This window comes from Microbulbifer sp. (assembly GCF_051659245.1).
GTDB lineage: Bacteria > Pseudomonadota > Gammaproteobacteria > Pseudomonadales > Cellvibrionaceae > Microbulbifer.
In genome coordinates this window covers 82,195-100,116 of sequence record NZ_JBOFOC010000016.1, presented here as the reverse complement: position 1 = coordinate 100,116, position 17,922 = coordinate 82,195, and the positions used below count along the sequence as shown (strand labels likewise).

The 17,922-nt window shown below is 61.3% G+C and carries 9 protein-coding genes; 6 read left to right on the top strand and 3 right to left on the bottom strand.

The annotated features are described in order from the left end of the window. Positions 1 to 251 precede the first annotated feature (251 nt). Together ACRC0P_RS01930 and ACRC0P_RS01925 are read right to left on the bottom strand one after the other, a co-directional pair. A complete protein-coding gene (locus ACRC0P_RS01930; protein ID WP_438627982.1) occupies positions 252 to 2,285 on the bottom strand; it encodes a glycoside hydrolase family 9 protein in 2,034 nt (677 codons plus the stop codon). A 220-nt stretch (positions 2,286 to 2,505) separates the two neighbouring features. Further along, positions 2,506 to 4,857 (bottom strand): glycoside hydrolase family 9 protein, encoded by a 2,352-nt coding sequence (locus ACRC0P_RS01925; protein ID WP_438627980.1) that lies wholly within the window; start codon positions 4,855 to 4,857, stop codon positions 2,506 to 2,508. A gap of 360 nt (positions 4,858 to 5,217) precedes the next feature. On the opposite strand from ACRC0P_RS01925, the gene ACRC0P_RS01920 reads away from it, so the two are divergent. The 3 genes from ACRC0P_RS01920 to ACRC0P_RS01910 are packed head-to-tail and all read left to right on the top strand — an operon-like array spanning position 5,218 to position 9,827. Next, positions 5,218 to 8,049 (top strand): DEAD/DEAH box helicase, encoded by a 2,832-nt coding sequence (locus ACRC0P_RS01920; protein WP_438627978.1) that lies wholly within the window; start codon positions 5,218 to 5,220, stop codon positions 8,047 to 8,049. Next, positions 8,042 to 9,235 carry a hypothetical protein gene (locus tag ACRC0P_RS01915; RefSeq protein WP_438627976.1) on the top strand — a complete coding sequence of 398 codons (1,194 nt, stop codon included), beginning with the start codon at positions 8,042 to 8,044 and terminating at the stop codon, positions 9,233 to 9,235. Before ACRC0P_RS01920 ends, ACRC0P_RS01915 begins: the two co-directional genes overlap by 8 nt. 16 nt (positions 9,236 to 9,251) lie before the next feature. Continuing rightward, positions 9,252 to 9,827 (top strand): RQC-minor-1 family DNA-binding protein, encoded by a 576-nt coding sequence (locus tag ACRC0P_RS01910; RefSeq protein WP_438627974.1) that lies wholly within the window; start codon positions 9,252 to 9,254, stop codon positions 9,825 to 9,827. Positions 9,828 to 9,933: 106 nt separating this feature from the next. On the opposite strand, the gene aceA is transcribed toward ACRC0P_RS01910, so the two are convergent. Continuing rightward, the gene (gene aceA / locus ACRC0P_RS01905) at positions 9,934 to 11,268 is read right to left on the bottom strand and encodes an isocitrate lyase (protein WP_438627972.1); all 1,335 of its coding nucleotides are present in this window, start codon (positions 11,266 to 11,268) and stop codon (positions 9,934 to 9,936) included. Positions 11,269 to 11,383: 115 nt separating this feature from the next. Here aceA and ACRC0P_RS01900 point away from each other — a divergent pair, with 115 nt between their 5' ends. The 3 genes from ACRC0P_RS01900 (at position 11,384) to ACRC0P_RS01890 (ending at position 17,875) form a co-directional block, all read left to right on the top strand. Then, positions 11,384 to 12,319 (top strand): LysR family transcriptional regulator, encoded by a 936-nt coding sequence (locus ACRC0P_RS01900; RefSeq protein WP_438627970.1) that lies wholly within the window; start codon positions 11,384 to 11,386, stop codon positions 12,317 to 12,319. Between the two features lie 128 nt (positions 12,320 to 12,447). Continuing rightward, on the top strand, positions 12,448 to 14,628 hold the full coding sequence (locus ACRC0P_RS01895; protein WP_438627968.1) for a malate synthase G: 2,181 nt from the start codon (positions 12,448 to 12,450) through the stop codon (positions 14,626 to 14,628). A gap of 331 nt (positions 14,629 to 14,959) precedes the next feature. Then, complete coding sequence (locus ACRC0P_RS01890; RefSeq protein ID WP_438627966.1) at positions 14,960 to 17,875, top strand: TonB-dependent receptor; 2,916 nt, start codon at positions 14,960 to 14,962, stop codon at positions 17,873 to 17,875. Positions 17,876 to 17,922 lie beyond the last annotated feature (47 nt).

The following is a 17,922-nucleotide window of genomic DNA, read 5'->3' as shown; positions in this document are numbered from 1 at the left end:
GGCACTGACTTAAGCGCAAATGGCCTTATTTGTAGGGTGGATAAGCGAAGCGCATCCACCAGTTACAAGGCCTGGGGCGGCGGATGCGCTTCGCTTATCCGCCCTACGGGAGCCGGAAACCGCTTAAGTCAGTGCCATTGGTCCCTGTCACTTTTCTATCGGCCCACCCCTGTTGTAGGAGCGGTCCGGCCGGGAGCGGTCCGGCCGCTCCTACAAGGAACTAGAAGAACTGTCTCGTATGCACAAGCTCCCTAGTCTTCGCCCTCCGGCACAAACTTGGACAGCAGGCGGATATAAGCCACCTGGTAGTCGTTGTGATTCTCCGTTACCGCCCAGGAGTTCAGTGGCCAACTGGTGTTGAAGTCGAGGTAGGACTTCTGTGCGGGCTGGTCGGCGGGCGGTGAGGGCGGCGCTGTACCGCAGCGGGCGTTGTTCTCGGGACTGTTGCAACTGTTGGGGCAGCAGGCGTCCCAGTCGTAACTGGGATTGGGGCCGCCCACCAGGAAGCCCGGTGCGGGCCCGTAGGAGGATTCGCTGACGGAATCCCATTCCGGGCTGCCGTCGGAGAACCAGGAGTGGTAGAAGCTGTCGATGGAATTCTCCGCGCCGAACTCTCCCATATTGGAGAGATACGCCTTGCCCAGCGGGTTGACCCCGTGCAGATAGTTCAGGTGGCGCAGCGCGGCATTGCGCGCTTCCGCTTCACCGGGGCCGCCGGCACCGAACTGGTACTGGTCGTAGAAGAGGTTGCCCTGGTGCGCGTGGGTGCGGTTGCTGCCCCAGGTGTAAACCTGTATGTGGGCGCGGTAGGCTTCCCGGTCGCTGTTTACCGCGGGCCAGTTGTCTCCCCCCTGGTCCAGGGAGTTTCCGTAAGCCGTGCGGATATTATTCGCCACCTGGGTGGATACGCCGTCCAGGGAAGCGAAGTAGAGCAGGGCGTGTTGAATTTCCGCTTCCCATACGGAGGCGTTGTTCTGTTCAATCAGGCGGGCGCCCTCATAGTTGTCTTCCACAAACTGCCGGTAATCGGTATTGCCCGTGCTTTGGTACAGGTAGATGGCGGCAATCAGGCTTTTGGCAAAGCGGCCGTAGTCATCCGTCTCCTGTTCACCGGCGGCGAGGCCGTTATCGGAGTTTCTGAAAGTCACTTCGGGATTCGTCTGCGCCCACTGCCAGGCGTTTTCCGCTCTTTCACTCAGGTCCGCGGCGTAACTCCCCAGGCCCTGGATCTGGCCCAGGATATGGCTGCCGAGGGCGAAAGCGGCGGCGCTGCTCAGTGTGGCGGCGGTGGTCGCCGGGCCGTAGGTGGTGGGACCGGTGGCGTCAGAGGGCGGGCTGGCGTGGGCCAGGTCCATCACCGAGAGCACGGAGCCGTCCGCTTCCTGCATGCGAATCAGCCAGTCCATCCCCCATTTCACTTCGTCGAGCAGGTCGGGGATACCGTTGCCGGATTCCGGAATATTGAAATCGTCCGTCCAGACCCCGGGGTTTTCCCGATAGCTGTGCAGCAGCGTGGTCAGGTAGGAGGCGTGCCAGTTGGTGTACTTGTTGTAGTCCCCGGCATCGAACCAGCCGCCGCGCAGATCGCGCTGGGTGTCTGCATTGCCGGTGTCGCTGAACAAACGGGCTTCCGGGTCCTGGCCCGCACCCAGGTGGCTGGCGCCATCAGTCCAGCGGGCATCGGCGTAGGGTGCTTCTTTGGCGAAGCCGGCGCGCTGGTAGTAGAAAGTGCGCACCGCCTGCACCAGCACGGGCCGGTAGACGTCGTCGGCTATGCGGAAGACGGGGGAGCGCAACTGGTTTTCGGTGTCCACCACCCTATAGTTGCCGGGGCGGGTAACCGCGCTGAAATCCAGGTGCCAAACCCGGTCGCCGGAGTTATCCGCGGTGGCGCCGCCATTCCAGGCCTGGGGCCCGACGGTGAGTACTACTTCGTCGCTTTCGGTATCCACCACTTGATAGCTGTCGGCCGGGGTATATTCCCGGTCGCCGTCAAAGCCCTGTTGCGGATCGCGCAGCACGGCCACTTTTTCCGATTCCGGCAGATAGCCGAACTGATCGACGACGATAAAACCGCTGAGAGCCAGGTTCCCCGGGTCGCCACCGCTGGAGCTGCTTCCAGAACTGCTACTACTTCCAGAGCTACTGCTACTTCCAGAGCTACTGCTACTTCCGGAACTGCTGCTGCCACCGTCTCCAGCATCACTTCCGCCGCCGCCTCCACAGGCGGATAAGAGAAAACAGAGCAGCAGGAAGGAAAAGGATGAGAATAGTTGTCTGTTCATTGGTCGCATTTATTGTTGGTTATTTTTCAGAATTATATGATTCTTCATATGTTAGCGCTATCGTACAACTTTTCTGAACCGTGACAGGGGTCACGAAATCGGCGTAAGGGTCAGGGCCGAATAAAAAGGGCCGCAAAAGCGGCCCAAAAAAAGCCGCTGGCCGGGCCGGATTCCTGTGAATCCGATCCGGCCAGCGGCCATGCTGTACGTTAGCTGGCAGTTATTCGCTGTCGGCTTTCACAAATTTGGAAAGCAGGCGGATATAAGCCACTTGATAATTGTTGTGGTTCTCTGTCACCGCCCAGGAGTTCAGCGGCCAACTGGTGTTGAAGTCGAGGTAGGACTTCTGTGCGGGCTGGCCGAAGGGCGGCTCGGGGGGAGCCACGCCACAGCGGGCATTGTTCTCGGGGCTGCCGCAACTGTTGGGGCAGCAGGCGTCCCAGTCGTAACTGGGATTGGGGCCGCCCACCAGGAAGCCCGGTGCGGGCCCATAGGAGGATTCGCTGACAGAGTCCCACTGAGGGCTGCCGTCGGAGAACCAGGAGTGGTAGAAGCTGTCGACGGAATTCTCTGCACCGAACTCTCCCATATTGGACAGATAGACCTTGCCCTGCGGATTGACGCCGTGCAGGTAGTTCAGATAGCGCTGTGCGGCATTGCGGGCTTCGGCAGCCCCCGGAGCTCCCGCACTGAACTGAAACTGGTCCAGAAACAGGTTGCCCTGTGCGGCGTGGCCGCGGTTACTGCCCCAGGTATATTCCGGGATGCTGGCCCGGTAGGCGTCGACGTCGCCGTTTACCGCCGGCCAGTTGGCGTCACCGTCCATGGCCGCTTGGTAAGCGCTGCGGATGGCCGAGGCCACTTCGCTGGAAACCCCTTCGAGCGCACTGAAATAGAGCAGCGCATGCTGGATTTCCGTTTCCCAGATGGAGGCCCAGCTCCACTGCACCAGATGGGCTTCCTGGTAGTTGCTCTCCACATACTGGCGGTACTCGCCCTTGCCGGTGGCCCGGTACAGATTGGTGGCGGCGATCAGACTTTTCGCGAAGCGCCCGTATTCATCCACTTCCTGCTCGCCGGCGGCGACGCCGTTGTCGGAGTTTCTGAAGGTCACTTCGGGATTCGCCTGCGCCCACTGCCAGGCGTCTTCCGCCCTTTCACTCAGGTCCGCGGCGTAACTCTCCAGGCCCTGGATCTGGCCCAGGATATGGCTGCCGAGAGCGAAAGCGGCGGCGCTGCTGTAGGTGGCGGCGGTGGTCGCGGGGCCGTAGGTGGTGGGGCCTGTGGCGGAAGAGGGGGGGCTGGCGTGGGACAGGTCCATCACGGAAAGCACGGAGCCGTCTGCCTCCTGCATGCGCACCAACCAGTCCATCCCCCATTTCACTTCGTCGAGCAGATCGGGGATACCGTTACCGGATTCCGGAATATTGAAATCGTCGGTCCACGCAGCGGGGTTTTCCCGATAGCTGTGCAGCAGGGCGATCAGGTAGTCCGCGTGCCAGTTGGTGTACTTGTTGTAGTCCCCGGCATCGTACCAGCCGCCACGCAGGTCGCGCTGGGTGGCCGCATTGCCGGTGTCGTTGAACAAACGGGCCTCCGGGTCCTGGCCCGCGCCCAGGTGGCTGGCGCCATCAGTCCAGCGGGCATCGGCGTAGGGCGCCTGTTTGGCGAAGCCGGCACGCTGGTAGTAGAAGCTGCGTACCGCCTGCACCAGAACCGGGCGGTAGATGTCACTGCCGATGCGGAAGGTGGGAGAGCGCAGTTCGTTGGTATCGTCCGCCAGCAGGTAGTCGCCGGGGGCTGTGACCGGGGAGAAGTCCAGGTGCCACACGCGGTCACCTGAGTTGTCGGCGGTGGCGCCGCTGTTCCATGCAACCGGTTGCGCGCTGTAGACCACTTCACCGCTGTCTGCGTCCACCACTTTGAAGGTCGCGGCGGGCATATATTCACCGGCGCTGTCGTACCCCTGCTGCGGGTCCCGCAGTACCGCGACTTTTTCGCTGTTGGGCAGGTAGCCGAACTGGTCCACGGTAATAAAGCTACTGGTTTCGTAGCCCTGATAATCGCCGCCGGAACTGCTGGAAGACGACGAGGAGCTCGAAGAAGAGCTCGAAGAAGAGCTCGAAGATGAGCTCGAAGAAGAGCTCGAAGAAGAGCTCGAAGAAGAGCTTGAGGATGACGAGGAACTTGAAGAAGAGCTCGAAGAGCTGCTGCTCGAGGAGCTGCTGGAAGAGCTGGAGCTGCTCGAAGAACTCGAGCTGCTCGACGATGAACTGGACGAGCTGCCACCGCCATCATCTCCTGCCACAGTCACCGGTACCGGTGAGATACCGCCCGGAGTAGTCAGAAAACCGATATTGACCTGGCCGTCAACGCCGATGGTGCCGTTGTAATCCACCGGCTCCACCACGTAGCGGCTGCCCGCGTGGGAAACGATGATGCCGTTCCAGATCTGGGTGATCTCCACATCCAGGTCGAACTCCACGGTCCAATCGGAAAGCGGTACCGGATCATCATTGAGTATAACAATTTCGCCTTGGGCGCCTTGCCCCCAGTCATTGGCAATATTCATGTTTGCCTGAGCGGCGAATACCGATGGTGCCGCAAGACACATACTGAAAAATAAACTTTTATGTGGTAACCGCATGATACGGATCTCCTTTTCACTGCTTTTGATTATGCGATGCGATACAAGCCTATTATTGTTAATGTGAAATATATGATTTTTGGGGTGGTACCGCTATCATCGGCGGGGAGGAAAGGGCCAAAGTTGAACCGGCGTCACGAATGGTCGATACGAAAGCACAATAAATCGGCAAGGTGGCCGTGCACACCGCCCGGAGCTGGCACGGGTTTCAGGCTCTACTGAAATCTACTTTGTTATACTCCGCCGCCCATCGCAGACAACCCACGGCAAAGTCCACCAACTCCCATGACCAGCAGTTTCCTACAGCGCCTGCGCCGCGAGCAGGGTCTTCCCGATACACCCGACACGCGGCGGCTCCACTACCGGCTGTCACAGGACGGGCGCAGGCTCAGCCTGCTGCTGGCAAAGCCGCTGGCAGGCGGGCAGTTGGAAAACCCCAGCGCTTACCGGCTGCAGCCGGCGCATTGGCAGCGGCCGCCGGGGTTTCTCGATGGGGACGACCTGGCGGCGCTGCCGCAACTGCACCAGCTGTGCCCGCGGGAAGCGGAGGAGGGCGGTTACCGGCTGCCCGTCACGACCCCGCTGAGCCTGCTGCGGGCCCTGGCGGAAAGCGGCCGCCTGCTGCTCGCGGACGCCGGCCCCCTGGCGTGGGGCAGTCCCGAAGCGGTGCCTTTCGGCTGGCAGACAGATGAACTGGGCCGCCAGCGCCTGGATTGGCAGCCCTCCCCCGGCCAGTTGCTGCTGCCCTGCGATCCCCCCGCCTGCCTGGTACCGCAGCGGCGCCAGCTGGTGCCGGTGGCCGATGTGCCCGCGGCGAGCGCGCGGGAGTGGCTGCGTCGACGGCCGCAATTGGCGCCGGAACAGTTGAATCAATTTCTCTCCCGCTACTGCGACGAGCTGGAGGCCGCCGGGCTGCCCCTGCCGCGGGCGCTGCCGGAGCGGCGCCTTGCCGCTGAGCCGCAGCCGCTGCTGGCGCTGTCCAGTGCCGGCGGCGCCGACCGGTTGCGGCTGCACTTTGTCTACCGCTGGCAGCAAGTGGAATGCCGCGTGGACGCCGGCGACGATGAAAGTTTCGGCCGCTACCACCCCGAGAGCGGCGAACTGCTGCGTTTCCAGCGCGACCGGAGTAAAGAAACCGCCTACAGGCGCGCCCTTGAGCAAGCGCTGGTGGAATACAACCCGCGCCTCCCGTCCCCCGACGCCTGGGAATTCCCCGACTGGCGCGACCCCATGACCAACGCCCTGCCGGCATTACGGGCGCAGGGCTGGCTGGTGGAAATCGCCCCCGACTTTCGCCAGCACTTTATCGCCCCCGGGGCCGTGCACCTGGAGGCGGCACCGGAGGGCGTGGACTGGTTCGAGCTGGCACTGCAGGTGGAAGTGGACGGCGAACTGTTGCCGCTGATGCCACTGCTCGCCGACTGCGCGCGCCGCTACAGCCGCGCACAGCTCGAAGTGCTCGGCGGCGATTTGCCCCTGGCCTTGCCAGACGGCCGCCAGTTGCTGCTGCCCGCCGCGCGCCTGGCCCGTTGGCTGGCACTGCTCGGCGAACTCTGTTTCGAGGAGGCCGCCGGTGAACGGCTGCGCCTGCCGCGGGCGCAACTGGACCGCCTGCATTATCTGGCGGATGACGAGCTGGAGGTGTCCGCCGAGGCCGAGGCGCTGGTGGAGGGTGTGCGCAGGCACCTTGCGCCTGCCGCGCCGCCGCGCCTGCCAGAGGAATGGTGCGCGACCCTGCGCCCCTATCAACTGCAGGGCCTGGCTTGGCTGCAACAGCGGCGCGCGCTGCAGACCGGCGGCCTGCTGGCGGACGATATGGGGTTGGGCAAGACAGTGCAGCTGCTGGCCCACCTGAGCGTCGAGCGGGCGGCCGGGCGCCTGGCGCCACCGGCGCTGGTGGTGGCTCCCAGCAGCCTGCTGGACAACTGGCTGCGGGAGGCGGAGCGATTCGCCCCGCGGTTGCGGGTGGAGCTGGTGCGCGGCCCCGGGCGCCACCGGCGCTGGCAACGGCTGGGCGAAAACCATCTGCTGCTCACCTCCTACGCGCTGCTGGCCAGGGACCTGGAGCACTGGCGCGCGCAGCCTCTGAGCGCCGTGATCCTGGACGAGGCCCAGGCCATCAAGAACGCCCACAGCCAGATGGCCGGCTGCGCCCGGGAGTTGCAGGCGGACTACCGGCTCTGCCTTACCGGCACCCCGGTGGAAAACCACCTGGGCGAGCTCTGGTCCCTGTTCGAGTTTATGCTGCCCGGATTCCTCTCCACCGAGGCCAGCTTCAACCGCTGCTACCGCAAGCCCATTGAAAGGGACGGTGACGAGGGGCGGGCGCGGGATCTGCTGGAACGCATCGCGCCCTTTGTGCTGCGGCGCACCAAGGCGCAGGTGGCGACAGACCTGCCGCCAAAAACGGAAATTTCCCTGCGCCTGCCGCTCCAAGGCGCCCAGCGGGATCTGTACGAGACACTGCGCGAAGAGGGGCTGCGGCAGATCCACGGCAGCGTCGCGGACGGCGGCGGGCGGCTGATGGTGCTGAACCTGCTCACCCGCCTGCGCTTGCTCTGCTGCGACCCGGGCCTGGCGGACCCGGCCCAGGCGGACGCCGGTTCCGCCAAGCGCGAATACCTGCGCGAAGTACTGCCGCAACTGGTGGAGGAGGGCCGCAGCGTGCTGGTGTTCTCCCAGTTTGTCGGTATGCTGCGGCTGGTGGCGGCGGACCTGCAACGGCTCGGCATTCCCAGTCTCAGCCTCACGGGCCGTAGCCGCAACCGCGGCGAATTGGTGGATCGTTTCCAGGCCGGCGCCGCGCCGGTGTTCCTGGTCAGCCTCAAGGCCGGCGGCAGCGGTCTCAATCTCACCCGTGCCGACACGGTGATCCACTGCGACCCCTGGTGGAATGCCGCCGCCGAGGCCCAGGCCAACGACCGCGCCCACCGCATCGGCCAGGACAAACCGGTATTCGTCTACAAGCTGCTGGCGGAGGACACAGTGGAGGAAAAAATGCAGCAACTGCAGGCCCGCAAGCGACAGCTGGCGGAGCAGGTCTACCGCGCCGCCGAGGCGGAAGCCCTGGAGTTCCAGGATCTCTATTCCCTGCTGGCGGAGGGCCCGGATGCTTGATGACGCCCTGCCGGAAGCGGACGCGGCCGCCGTAGAGGCGCAGCTGCTGGCCCGCGGCGCTTTTACCTCGGTGCAGTGGCTGCTGGACTGCGGCGCGCTGACTTTCGCTGGCTACGAAGACTGGCGCCGCGGCGGGCTTCCCACCCTGGAAGCCGCCGTCGCCTGCGACCGCGACCAGTTGCTGGCGCGCTTGCGCGGCGCCGAGGCCGCCGCCCGCGCGCTGAAGCTGGTCGCTGAGCCGCAGCCCTTTTACAGCTGGGGCGACGAAAGCGGGCGCGAGCTGCGCCCCAGCCGCGACGCCGAACTGGCACGCCTGCTCGGCGGCCGCTGGCTGCGTCCGCAGGACGCCCCGCAGTTGGACCTGTTTATGGACGGCGGTGCCGCCGGTAGCGAAAACGAGCTGCTGCAGGCCCTGGCGGAGCGCCAGTGGCGCATCGCGGAAGACAGCTACCAGCAGCTCTGCCAACTGGCTCCGGACAACCCGCACCTGGGGGGCTACGAGACGCTGCTGCTCTACGGCCGCCATATGGGCGCCAATGCCGCGGTAGAGGACTACGAGGAAGAGCTGGACGCCCTGGAAACGGAGATAGCGCCCCTGGCCCGGGACCTGCTGCGCGATCGCGCGCGGGACTACCTGGCCCTGGCGTGGCAGCGACTGGCCACCGCCGGCGTCGCGGGCGAGTTCGACCCACAGCAGCCAAAGCGGCACCCCAGCTTCGCCTGGGCACGGGCCGGCGACTGGCCGCGGGTGATCGAAAGCCTGCGCGCGGTGGACGGCTTCGAGACCCGGCCGCTGCTGCTGGCGCGACTGGCGACGGCCCTGTGGCAAACCCGCCGGCGCGAGCCGGCGCTGCTGGTATGGTGCCACCTGTTCGAGGTGGCACCGGAATTCGCCGAAGAATCGGCGGAGGACGATCGCGGGCCCCTGGCGGAGCTCTGGCGGGACTTCGGTGAACTGCCCGAGGAGCTGTCCGCAGAACACTTCTCCCCCTGGCTGCTGCTGCGCGAACCGGGGCTGGCGCACCATTTCGAGGGCACGGAATTCCCCACTCCGCGCGGCCGGGCGACCGCCGCGGTGTGCCGGCTACTGGCCCTGCGCGCCCGCGGGGAGCCGGAAACGGCGGCGCGCCAAGCGCTGCAGGCGGAGGCTCCGGCGCTGCTGAAAATCTACTTGGGCGACGCATGAAGAAGAGAGGATATCAGTGGGGAAAAGAGTACAGCGGGTGCCCCTGCACCTGGATACCAGGGGCATAAAATCCCTGCCGCAGGCAGAAATCGCAGCAATACTGCGCGGCGCAGACGAAATGATCCTGCGCGGCGGCCGCACCCTGCTGGCGCAACTGCTCAAAGGTTCACGGCGCAAAAAACTGCTCGAACTGGAGCTGGACAAATCACCGGTATTCGGTTTCTACCGCCAGTTGAGGGAAGAGGAAATACTCGCTCGCATCGACTGGACCATATTGCAGGGCTACCTGGAAATCGAGTACGACTACCGGTTGCCGCTGCTGGTTTTCGGCCGCAAAGGCTGGGAGATCGAAAAGCAGACCTATGCCGAAGAACTCTTACAGCGAATGCGCAGTGCCGCGGCCGGCGGAAGTCATTTTGACCCCGGCGAACTCAAGGACAGAAACCGTGAGCTTATCTGGCTGCTGCTGGAGAAGATCGAAGCTGCCGGCGATGCCGGCCTGATTCCCATGCTCCGGGCCTGGAGCGAAATAGATTATAAGAAGGTACGCACCCGTATTGCGCGAGTCATTCACAGGCTCGAGTCCGCTTAGTGGCATAGGTTGGACTGAGCGCGAGTATGCCCTGCTCATAAAACAAGCCAAAAGGGCCGCAAATCGGCCCGAACCATGAGTGAAATCAGGGATATTGCGGCGATTCTTATTTGAACTGCTCTTCCTCAGTGGAGCCGGTCAGCGCGGTCACGGAGGACCGGCCGCCCTGGATCACGCTGGTCATATCGTCGAAATAGCCGGTGCCCACTTCCTGCTGGTGCGCAACGAAGGTGTAACCCTTCTCGGCGTCGGCGAATTCTTTTTCCTGCAGGCGAACATAGGCGGACATATCTTCTCGGGCGTATTCGTAGGCCAGGTTGAACATCCCGTTCCACATGTTGTGGATTCCCGCCAGGGTGATGAACTGGAACTTGTAGCCCATCGCCGACAGCTCGCGCTGGAAGCGGGCGATGGTGGCGTCGTCCAGGTTCTTCTTCCAGTTGAAGGATGGGGAGCAGTTGTAGGCCAGTAACTGGTCCGGGTACTCCCTGCGTACCGACTCGGCGAATTTCTTTGCCTCGTCCAGGTTCGGCGTGGCGGTTTCGCACCACAGCAGGTCGGCGTAGGCAGCGTAGGCCAGGCCGCGGTTGATCGCCTGGTCGATGCCGGCCTTGACCCGGTAGAAGCCTTCGGCGGTGCGCTCACCGGTAAGGAAGGGGGCGTCGTACTCGTCGCAGTCGGAGGTCATCAGATCCGCGGCGTTGGCGTCGGTGCGCGCCAGTACGATGGTGGGCACGCCCTCCACGTCGGTGGCCAGGCGCGCGGCGACCAGCTTCTGCACCGCTTCCTGGGTGGGCACCAGCACCTTGCCGCCCATATGGCCGCATTTCTTCACCGAGGCCAACTGGTCCTCGAAGTGCACGCCGGAGGCGCCCGCGCGGATCATGTTCTTCATCAGTTCAAAGGCGTTCAGCACACCGCCAAAGCCGGCCTCCGCATCCGCCACGATGGGGGCAAAGTAGTCGATATAGCCGGCATCTCCCGGGTTCTTGCCCGTTTTCCACTGGATCTGGTCAGCGCGTTCGAAGGCGTTGTTGATGCGTCGCACCACCGTGGGTACCGAGTCGACAGCGTAGAGGGACTGGTCCGGGTACATGGTCTCGGAAGTATTGGCATCCGCCGCCACCTGCCAACCGGACAGGTAGATGGCCTGCACACCCGCTTTCACCTGCTGCACCGCCTGGCCCCCGGTCAGGGCGCCCATGGCGTTGACGAAATCCTTGTCCGGGCGGAAGGCCGGGCGGCCGCCCTCGTTGATCAGTTGCCATAGCTTCTCGGCACCCCGTTGGGCAATGGTGTTTTCGCGCTTGAGGGAGCCCCGCAGGCGCACCACATCTTCCGCGGAGTAGGGGCGCTTCACGCCCTTCCAGCGGGGATTGGACTTCCAGTCCTTCTCGATGGCCTCGATTTCGGCCTTGCGGTCATAATTGCCTGTGGTCATGTCTCTCTCCCTCGTAAGGCGCTGACTGATATTAGGTGTTGAGTATCCTAGTAGCCCTGGCATAATTTGCCCAATTTATTGCTTTTATTTTCGCTATCGACGGGGCGAATACTTAATGAACCTGGAAAGAGCCGACCTGAACCTGCTGGTCTACCTGGATGTGCTGCTGCGGGAGCGCAACGTCACCCGCGCCGCCAATTACCTGGGGTTGTCCCAGCCCGCCATGAGCAACGGCCTCAAGCGGCTGCGGGAGCTGTTCGACGACCCGCTGCTGGTGCGCACCCGCGAGGGCATGATGCCCACGGAACGGGCCCTGGAATTGCAGCCCATGGTGCGCGAGGCGCTGGCGGCCATCGATCGGGTGATCCAGCCCAACCGGGATTTCGACCCCGGGGCCGCGCGGCGCACCTTTCGCATTATGGCCAGTGACTACGCGGAATCCACGCTGATCCCACCGCTGTTGAAGCAATTGCGGGAGGGCGCGCCCGGGATCAGCCTGGACATCATGACCCCCAGCGACGTGAGCTTCGTGGACGTGGAGCAGGGCAAGGTGGATATGGTGATCAACCGCTTCGACAGCATGCCCCAGAGCTTCCACCAGGCCACCGTGTGGCGGGACAGCTTTTCCTGCGTGATGCGGGCGGATAACCCAATTCTCGAGGACTACAATCTGCAGAGTTACCTGCGCGCCCAGCATATCTGGGTGAGTAAGACCGGCATGGGTGTCGGCGTGGGAGTCAACCCGGAGGACGTTCAGCGTCTGGGGTGGGTGGACGAGGCCATCGGCCGCCTGGGCGAGAAGCGGACCATCTCGGTATTCACCCGCCACTACCAGGTGGCCATGCTGCTGGCGGAGCAGAGCGACCTGATTGTCACCGTGCCCACGCGCCTGGCCCTGCTGGCGCGGGACAACCCCCGCGTGCTGCGCCGGGAGCCGCCGCTGGAAATCCCGCCACTGGAGCTGAAAATGGCCTGGAGTCCACTGCTGCAACAGAGTGCACCACACCGCTGGCTGCGACGGCTGATTCTGGATATCGGCCGCCATCTGTAACGACGCGCGAGACAGGGTTTAATAAAAATCCAAAATGTGAATAGTGAAAATTCCGCCTATAAATTAGCAGCATGGCGAAGTGCCTGTTTAGAATGGCGAATTCCCAACGATCAGCAAGAGGCCCGGATATGACGGAACGAGTCCAAATCGGCGAACTGCAAATCGCGCCGGAATTGTACAAACTGATCAACGGGGAGGTGATCCCCGGCACCGGTGTGAACGCCGGGGAGTTCTGGGCCGAATTCGAGAAAATCATCGACGACCTGTCGCCGGTGAATCGCGCCCTTCTGGAGAAACGTGACCAGATACAGGCGAAAATAGATCAGTGGCACAGCAACAACCCCGGCGCCTTCCGGGATATTCCCCGCTACAAGGAATTCCTGCGCGAGATCGACTACCTGGTGGACGAGCCCGCGGATTTCTCCGCGACCACGGAAAACGTGGATGCGGAGATCGCCACCATGGCGGGGCCCCAACTGGTGGTGCCGGTAATGAATGCCCGCTACGCATTGAACGCCGCCAACGCTCGCTGGGGCAGTCTGTACGATGCGCTTTACGGCACAGATGTAATCAGCGAGGAAGGTGGTGCGGAAAAAGGCACCGGCTACAACCCGGTGCGCGGCGCCAAGGTGATCGAGTACGGCCGGAAATTTCTCGACCAGTCAGCACCGCTCACTCGCGGCAGCCACAAGGATGTCGTGGAGTACCGTCTCAACGGGTCGCTGCTGGAAGTGGAATTGTCCAGCGGCGACATTGCAACACTGAAAAACAGCAACCAATTTGTCGGATATACCGGCGATATCGATTCGCCCGATGCAATCCTTCTGCAACAGCACGGCCTGCGCTTTGAAATCCTGCTCGATCGCGAAAGCCCCATCGGCAAAACCGACACGGCCGGCGTGAAGGACATTGTGGTTGAGGCCGCGCTCACCACCATTATGGATTGTGAGGACTCGGTGGCCGCGGTGGACGCGGCGGACAAGGTGCTCGTCTACCGCAACTGGCTTGGGCTGATGAAAGGCGACCTGCAGGAGTCCATCAGGAAAGGGGAAAAGACCTTCCTACGCAAACTGAATCCCGACCGCGAATACACCTCCCCCAACGGCAGGGCCTTTTCCCTGCCCGGACGCAGCCTCTTGTTTATACGCAACGTCGGCCACCTGATGACCAGCGATGCGGTGCTCGACAAAGACGGCAACGAAGTCCCGGAGGGAATTCTCGACGGCATGATCACCAGCCTGATCGCACTGCACGATATCCGCGGCGATACCGACAGGTCGGTGAAAAACTCGCGCACCGGCAGTATCTACATCGTCAAGCCGAAGATGCACGGCCCCGAGGAAGTGGCCTTCGCCAACACCCTGTTCGACCGGATCGAAGACGTTCTGGGTCTGGAGCCCAACACGGTAAAGATGGGCATCATGGACGAGGAGCGACGCACCACCGTCAATCTCAAGTCCTGTATTGCCGAAGCCAGGGAGCGGGTTGTGTTTATCAACACCGGGTTTCTCGATCGCACCGGCGACGAAATTCACACCTCCATGCTCGCCGGTCCGATGATCCGCAAGGGAGACATGAAAAAGTCCAAATGGATTACCGCCTACGAGGACTGGAATGTGGATGTAGGGTTGGCCACCGGGCTCAAGGGCAGGGCACAGATCGGCAAGGGCATGTGGCCGATTCCCGACCAGATGCTGGCGATGATGCACGTCAAGCTGGCCCATCCCATGGCCGGCGCCAACACCGCCTGGGTGCCGTCACCCACCGCCGCCACGCTGCACGCGCTGCACTACCATAAGGTGGACGTGGCCAAACGACAGGAAGAGCTGGCCAGGCGGGAACCGGCCAGCCTGGATGACATTCTCACGGTTCCCGTCGCGGAGGACACCAGTTGGAGCACCGAGGAAATACAGCGGGAACTGGACAACAACGCCCAGGGCATTCTCGGCTATGTGGTGCGCTGGGTGGAGCAGGGCATCGGCTGCTCCAAGGTGCCGGATATCAATGACGTGGGCCTGATGGAAGACAGGGCCACACTGCGTATTTCCTCCCAGCATATCGCCAACTGGCTGAAGCAGGGTGTATGCACCGAGCAACAGGTGATGGAAACCATGCAGCGCATGGCTGCGGTTGTGGACCGGCAGAATGCCGGTGATCCCGACTACCGCGACATGTCGCCGAACTACGACGACAGCATCGCCTTCCAGGCCGCCTGCGAACTGGTATTCAGGGGCGGAGAGCAACCGAACGGCTACACCGAGCCGGTGCTGCACCGCCGGCGCAGAGAGTTCAAGGCGAAAAATGCTTAAACAGAAAAGGCCCCGCGGGGCCTTTTCTCATAGCAAGAAGAAACTCTTACCCAAATACCACTGCTGGCACTCAGGCCGGCACCGCTGCCCGGCCAATTCCGGCCCGCCGGCCGATCAACTGCGCGCAAAGACCAAAAAGTACCCCCCGGGCTTGCAACGCGGCTGTTGTCACCAGAGGTCATATTGATTGAACCTGACGAAATAAGACAAGAAGTGATCTTTATTGATTGATCGCATATCTTAAATATCATATGGTGAAAGAAGCGCGGAGGAGAGCTGCGCGGTTTCGGCTTTGCATGCGTTCCAATTCCAATAACGACGGAGCAAACCAATGAGCTACAAAGGACTGAGTGCCCCCGCTCCCCTGTCGGTAGCGATCATGGCCGCCATGGCCTTTGCCGGCGCAACACACGCCCAATCAACCTCTGACCCAGACGGCGCCATTGAAGAGATTCAGGTGACAGGGTTCAGAGCGTCCTTGAATACCGCACTCAATCAGAAACGCGAGAGTACAGCAGCGGTAGACAGTATTGTCGCCGAAGACATCGGGAAGTTCCCGGACTCCAACCTGGCCGAGTCCATGCAGCGTATACCCGGTGTCGCACTGGCGCGCGGTGATGGTGGCGAAGGTAAGAACATTTCGGTGCGCGGTCTGGGGGCCGAGTTCACCCGCGTGCGGATCAATGGTATGGAAGCTGCCTCCCAGACCGGCTCATCGGATATTTACGGCGCCGGCAACGCAGGGCGGAGCTTCGACTTCAACGTATTCCCAACCGAAATTTTCTCCGAGTTGACTGTCCGTAAAACACCCAGCGCTGATGTTGAAGAAGGCTCCCTCGGCGCCACCGTGGACCTGAGAGCACCAAGGCCGTTGTCCGCGGAAGGAGACCTAACCATCACCGGTACCGCACGAGGTGTCTACAACGAGGTGGGAGACTCCGTCGATCCCCGCTTTTCAGGACTGATTTCAAAGAAATTTTTCGACGATACCTTCGGCGTATTGGCCTCCGTTGCACACTCTGAACGGAATATTCGCGAGGTGGGTTACTCTGCCGTTAACATTCTCCCCACTTACGTGAATGGCGGCTTATGTTCACCTGTGGGCTACACCCTTCAAAACCCGGAAACCAATGCGAAAAAAGGAGCAGATGCCCTCAACTGCAGCACCAATAACCCACGCACGGGCAGCAGTGAAGCCTATGAGCTCATTCAGTCCCGGACCGGGGTGTCCGGCAACCCCGGGGGCGGTGTATTCCTTCCACGCATTCCCCGTTACCTTAACTCCGAGCAGGATGCAGCGCGCACCGGCGGCACCTTGACACTCGAATGGCAACCCACCTCCGATACCCGTATCGCTCTGGACAACCTTTACTCCAAGTACGATGTCGTGCGGCGGGACAATTATATTGACGCGCTATCGTTCGCTCGAAATGCCAATGTCAATGGCCAACCCATGGTATCGGTCCGGGAGCTTGAGGTAGATGACAATGGTACATTAGTCTACGGCGTTTTTGATGGCGTCAACCTTCGCTCAGAAAGTCTGGTCGACCGCTTTTCTACCACGTTTGAACAAACCAATCTCAGCATTTCGCATCTGTTCAGAGAAGACTTTGAAGTTAAGGCGCTACTGGGCCGCTCAGAGTCAGAGTTCGACAATCCTGAGCGCCTGACCGTAAACGTAGACTCTCCAAATACCGATAACTTCGTCATTGATTTTCGAAACCGCGACAACATTCCTGCCATGAGCTACGGCATAAATGTCAATGACCCAGGAAACTTCAATTACGCACCTCGCCGGGATGACGGTGTTGTTTTGGGAAATTTCAATACCCGGAACCAAAAAAGAGTTACGGAGAATACAACGGCCGAAGTAGACATCATCTGGAATTTCTCGCCTGAGCTTACCTTCAAGTTCGGCGTACAGTCCCGTGAGAGCGATTACAAAACCCATTCTGTTATAATCGCAGACGAGTTCAGAGATACATCGCAATTACCGGAAGGGACCAGCGTCGCCGACTTCTCAAGAACCGTTCAGGGTGTGAGCGACGTCCTGGGCTCAGCCACCATGGATGACTACCTGGGTGTCGATCACGAGAAATGGAAAGACATCGTGGGTTTCGACGATTTTGTATGGTGTGGCGCAGAGTGTGGCGCTCAATCTCCCGCGGTAAACGAGAAAACCAACAGCGCATACTTGATGGCCGAATTCACTTTTGACCAATGGAATTTTCCTGTGCGTGGCGATATCGGTGTTCGATACATAGATACCGATCAACACAGTATTGGCTTTATCCCCACCGCCGCCCCTGAAAGTTCTCCCTACCGCACTTTTGCCCAGAGGGTCGATATTGATCGTCAGTATGACGACCTGCTGCCTTCCTCCAACGTGGTCGTAGAGTTTACACCTTCGCTCCTGGGGCGGCTTTCAATCGCGGAAGTAATGTCCCGGCCCGACCTGGGACTGCTCATTCCAAGCGGCTCCATGAACCCTGTTACACGAACCGCCTCCATCGGCAACGCCTTGCTTGAGCCGATTCGAGCGAAGACTTATGACGTCGCCCTGGAATGGTACTTTGATGAAGGTGCACTGGCCTCTATCGCCTACTTCAAGAAAGACATCAGCACTTACATTCAGTCCATTTCAAGCCTGGTTCCGTATACTGAACTTCGCTTCCCAAATACGTTACTGGAAGGTACGGCTGCCAACCCCGATGATTTGTTTACGGTAAACCAATCGACAAACACTGAAGGCGGTCCACTCAGCGGTGTCGAGTTAAATCTTCAGCTGCCGATGATCTTCCTGCCCGGCTTTTGGCAAGACTTCGGGGTTCTGGCCAACTATACCCACGTAACCTCTGAAATTGACTATGTACTCCAGAGCAAGGAAGGCGTACCAACGCTGACCACCACCAACGACCTGATCGGTCTCTCGGGAAACGCGGCCAGCGCAACGCTTTACTATGAGAATGATGTTTTCAGTTTCCGCACCACCGGAAGCTATCGTTCAGGCTACTTGCGTTCAGTTCCGTCCGGAGCCAACGACAGCGACGTACTAGGCAACAATTCGACATTCTTTGTTGATGCCTCAGCATCTTACTATCTGACGGATACCGTCAAGTTAATATTTGAGGCACAGAACCTCACAAATGAACGCAACACCCTGTACATCGACAGCCAACGCAGGGACCCTTTGTTTGAAACCAAAATGGGGCGAACCTTTACTGTTGGTCTCAGCACCAAGTTCTGAAGGAAAACCCGGCCCTCTACAAGGGCGAAGAGCGACCTGCAGAGATC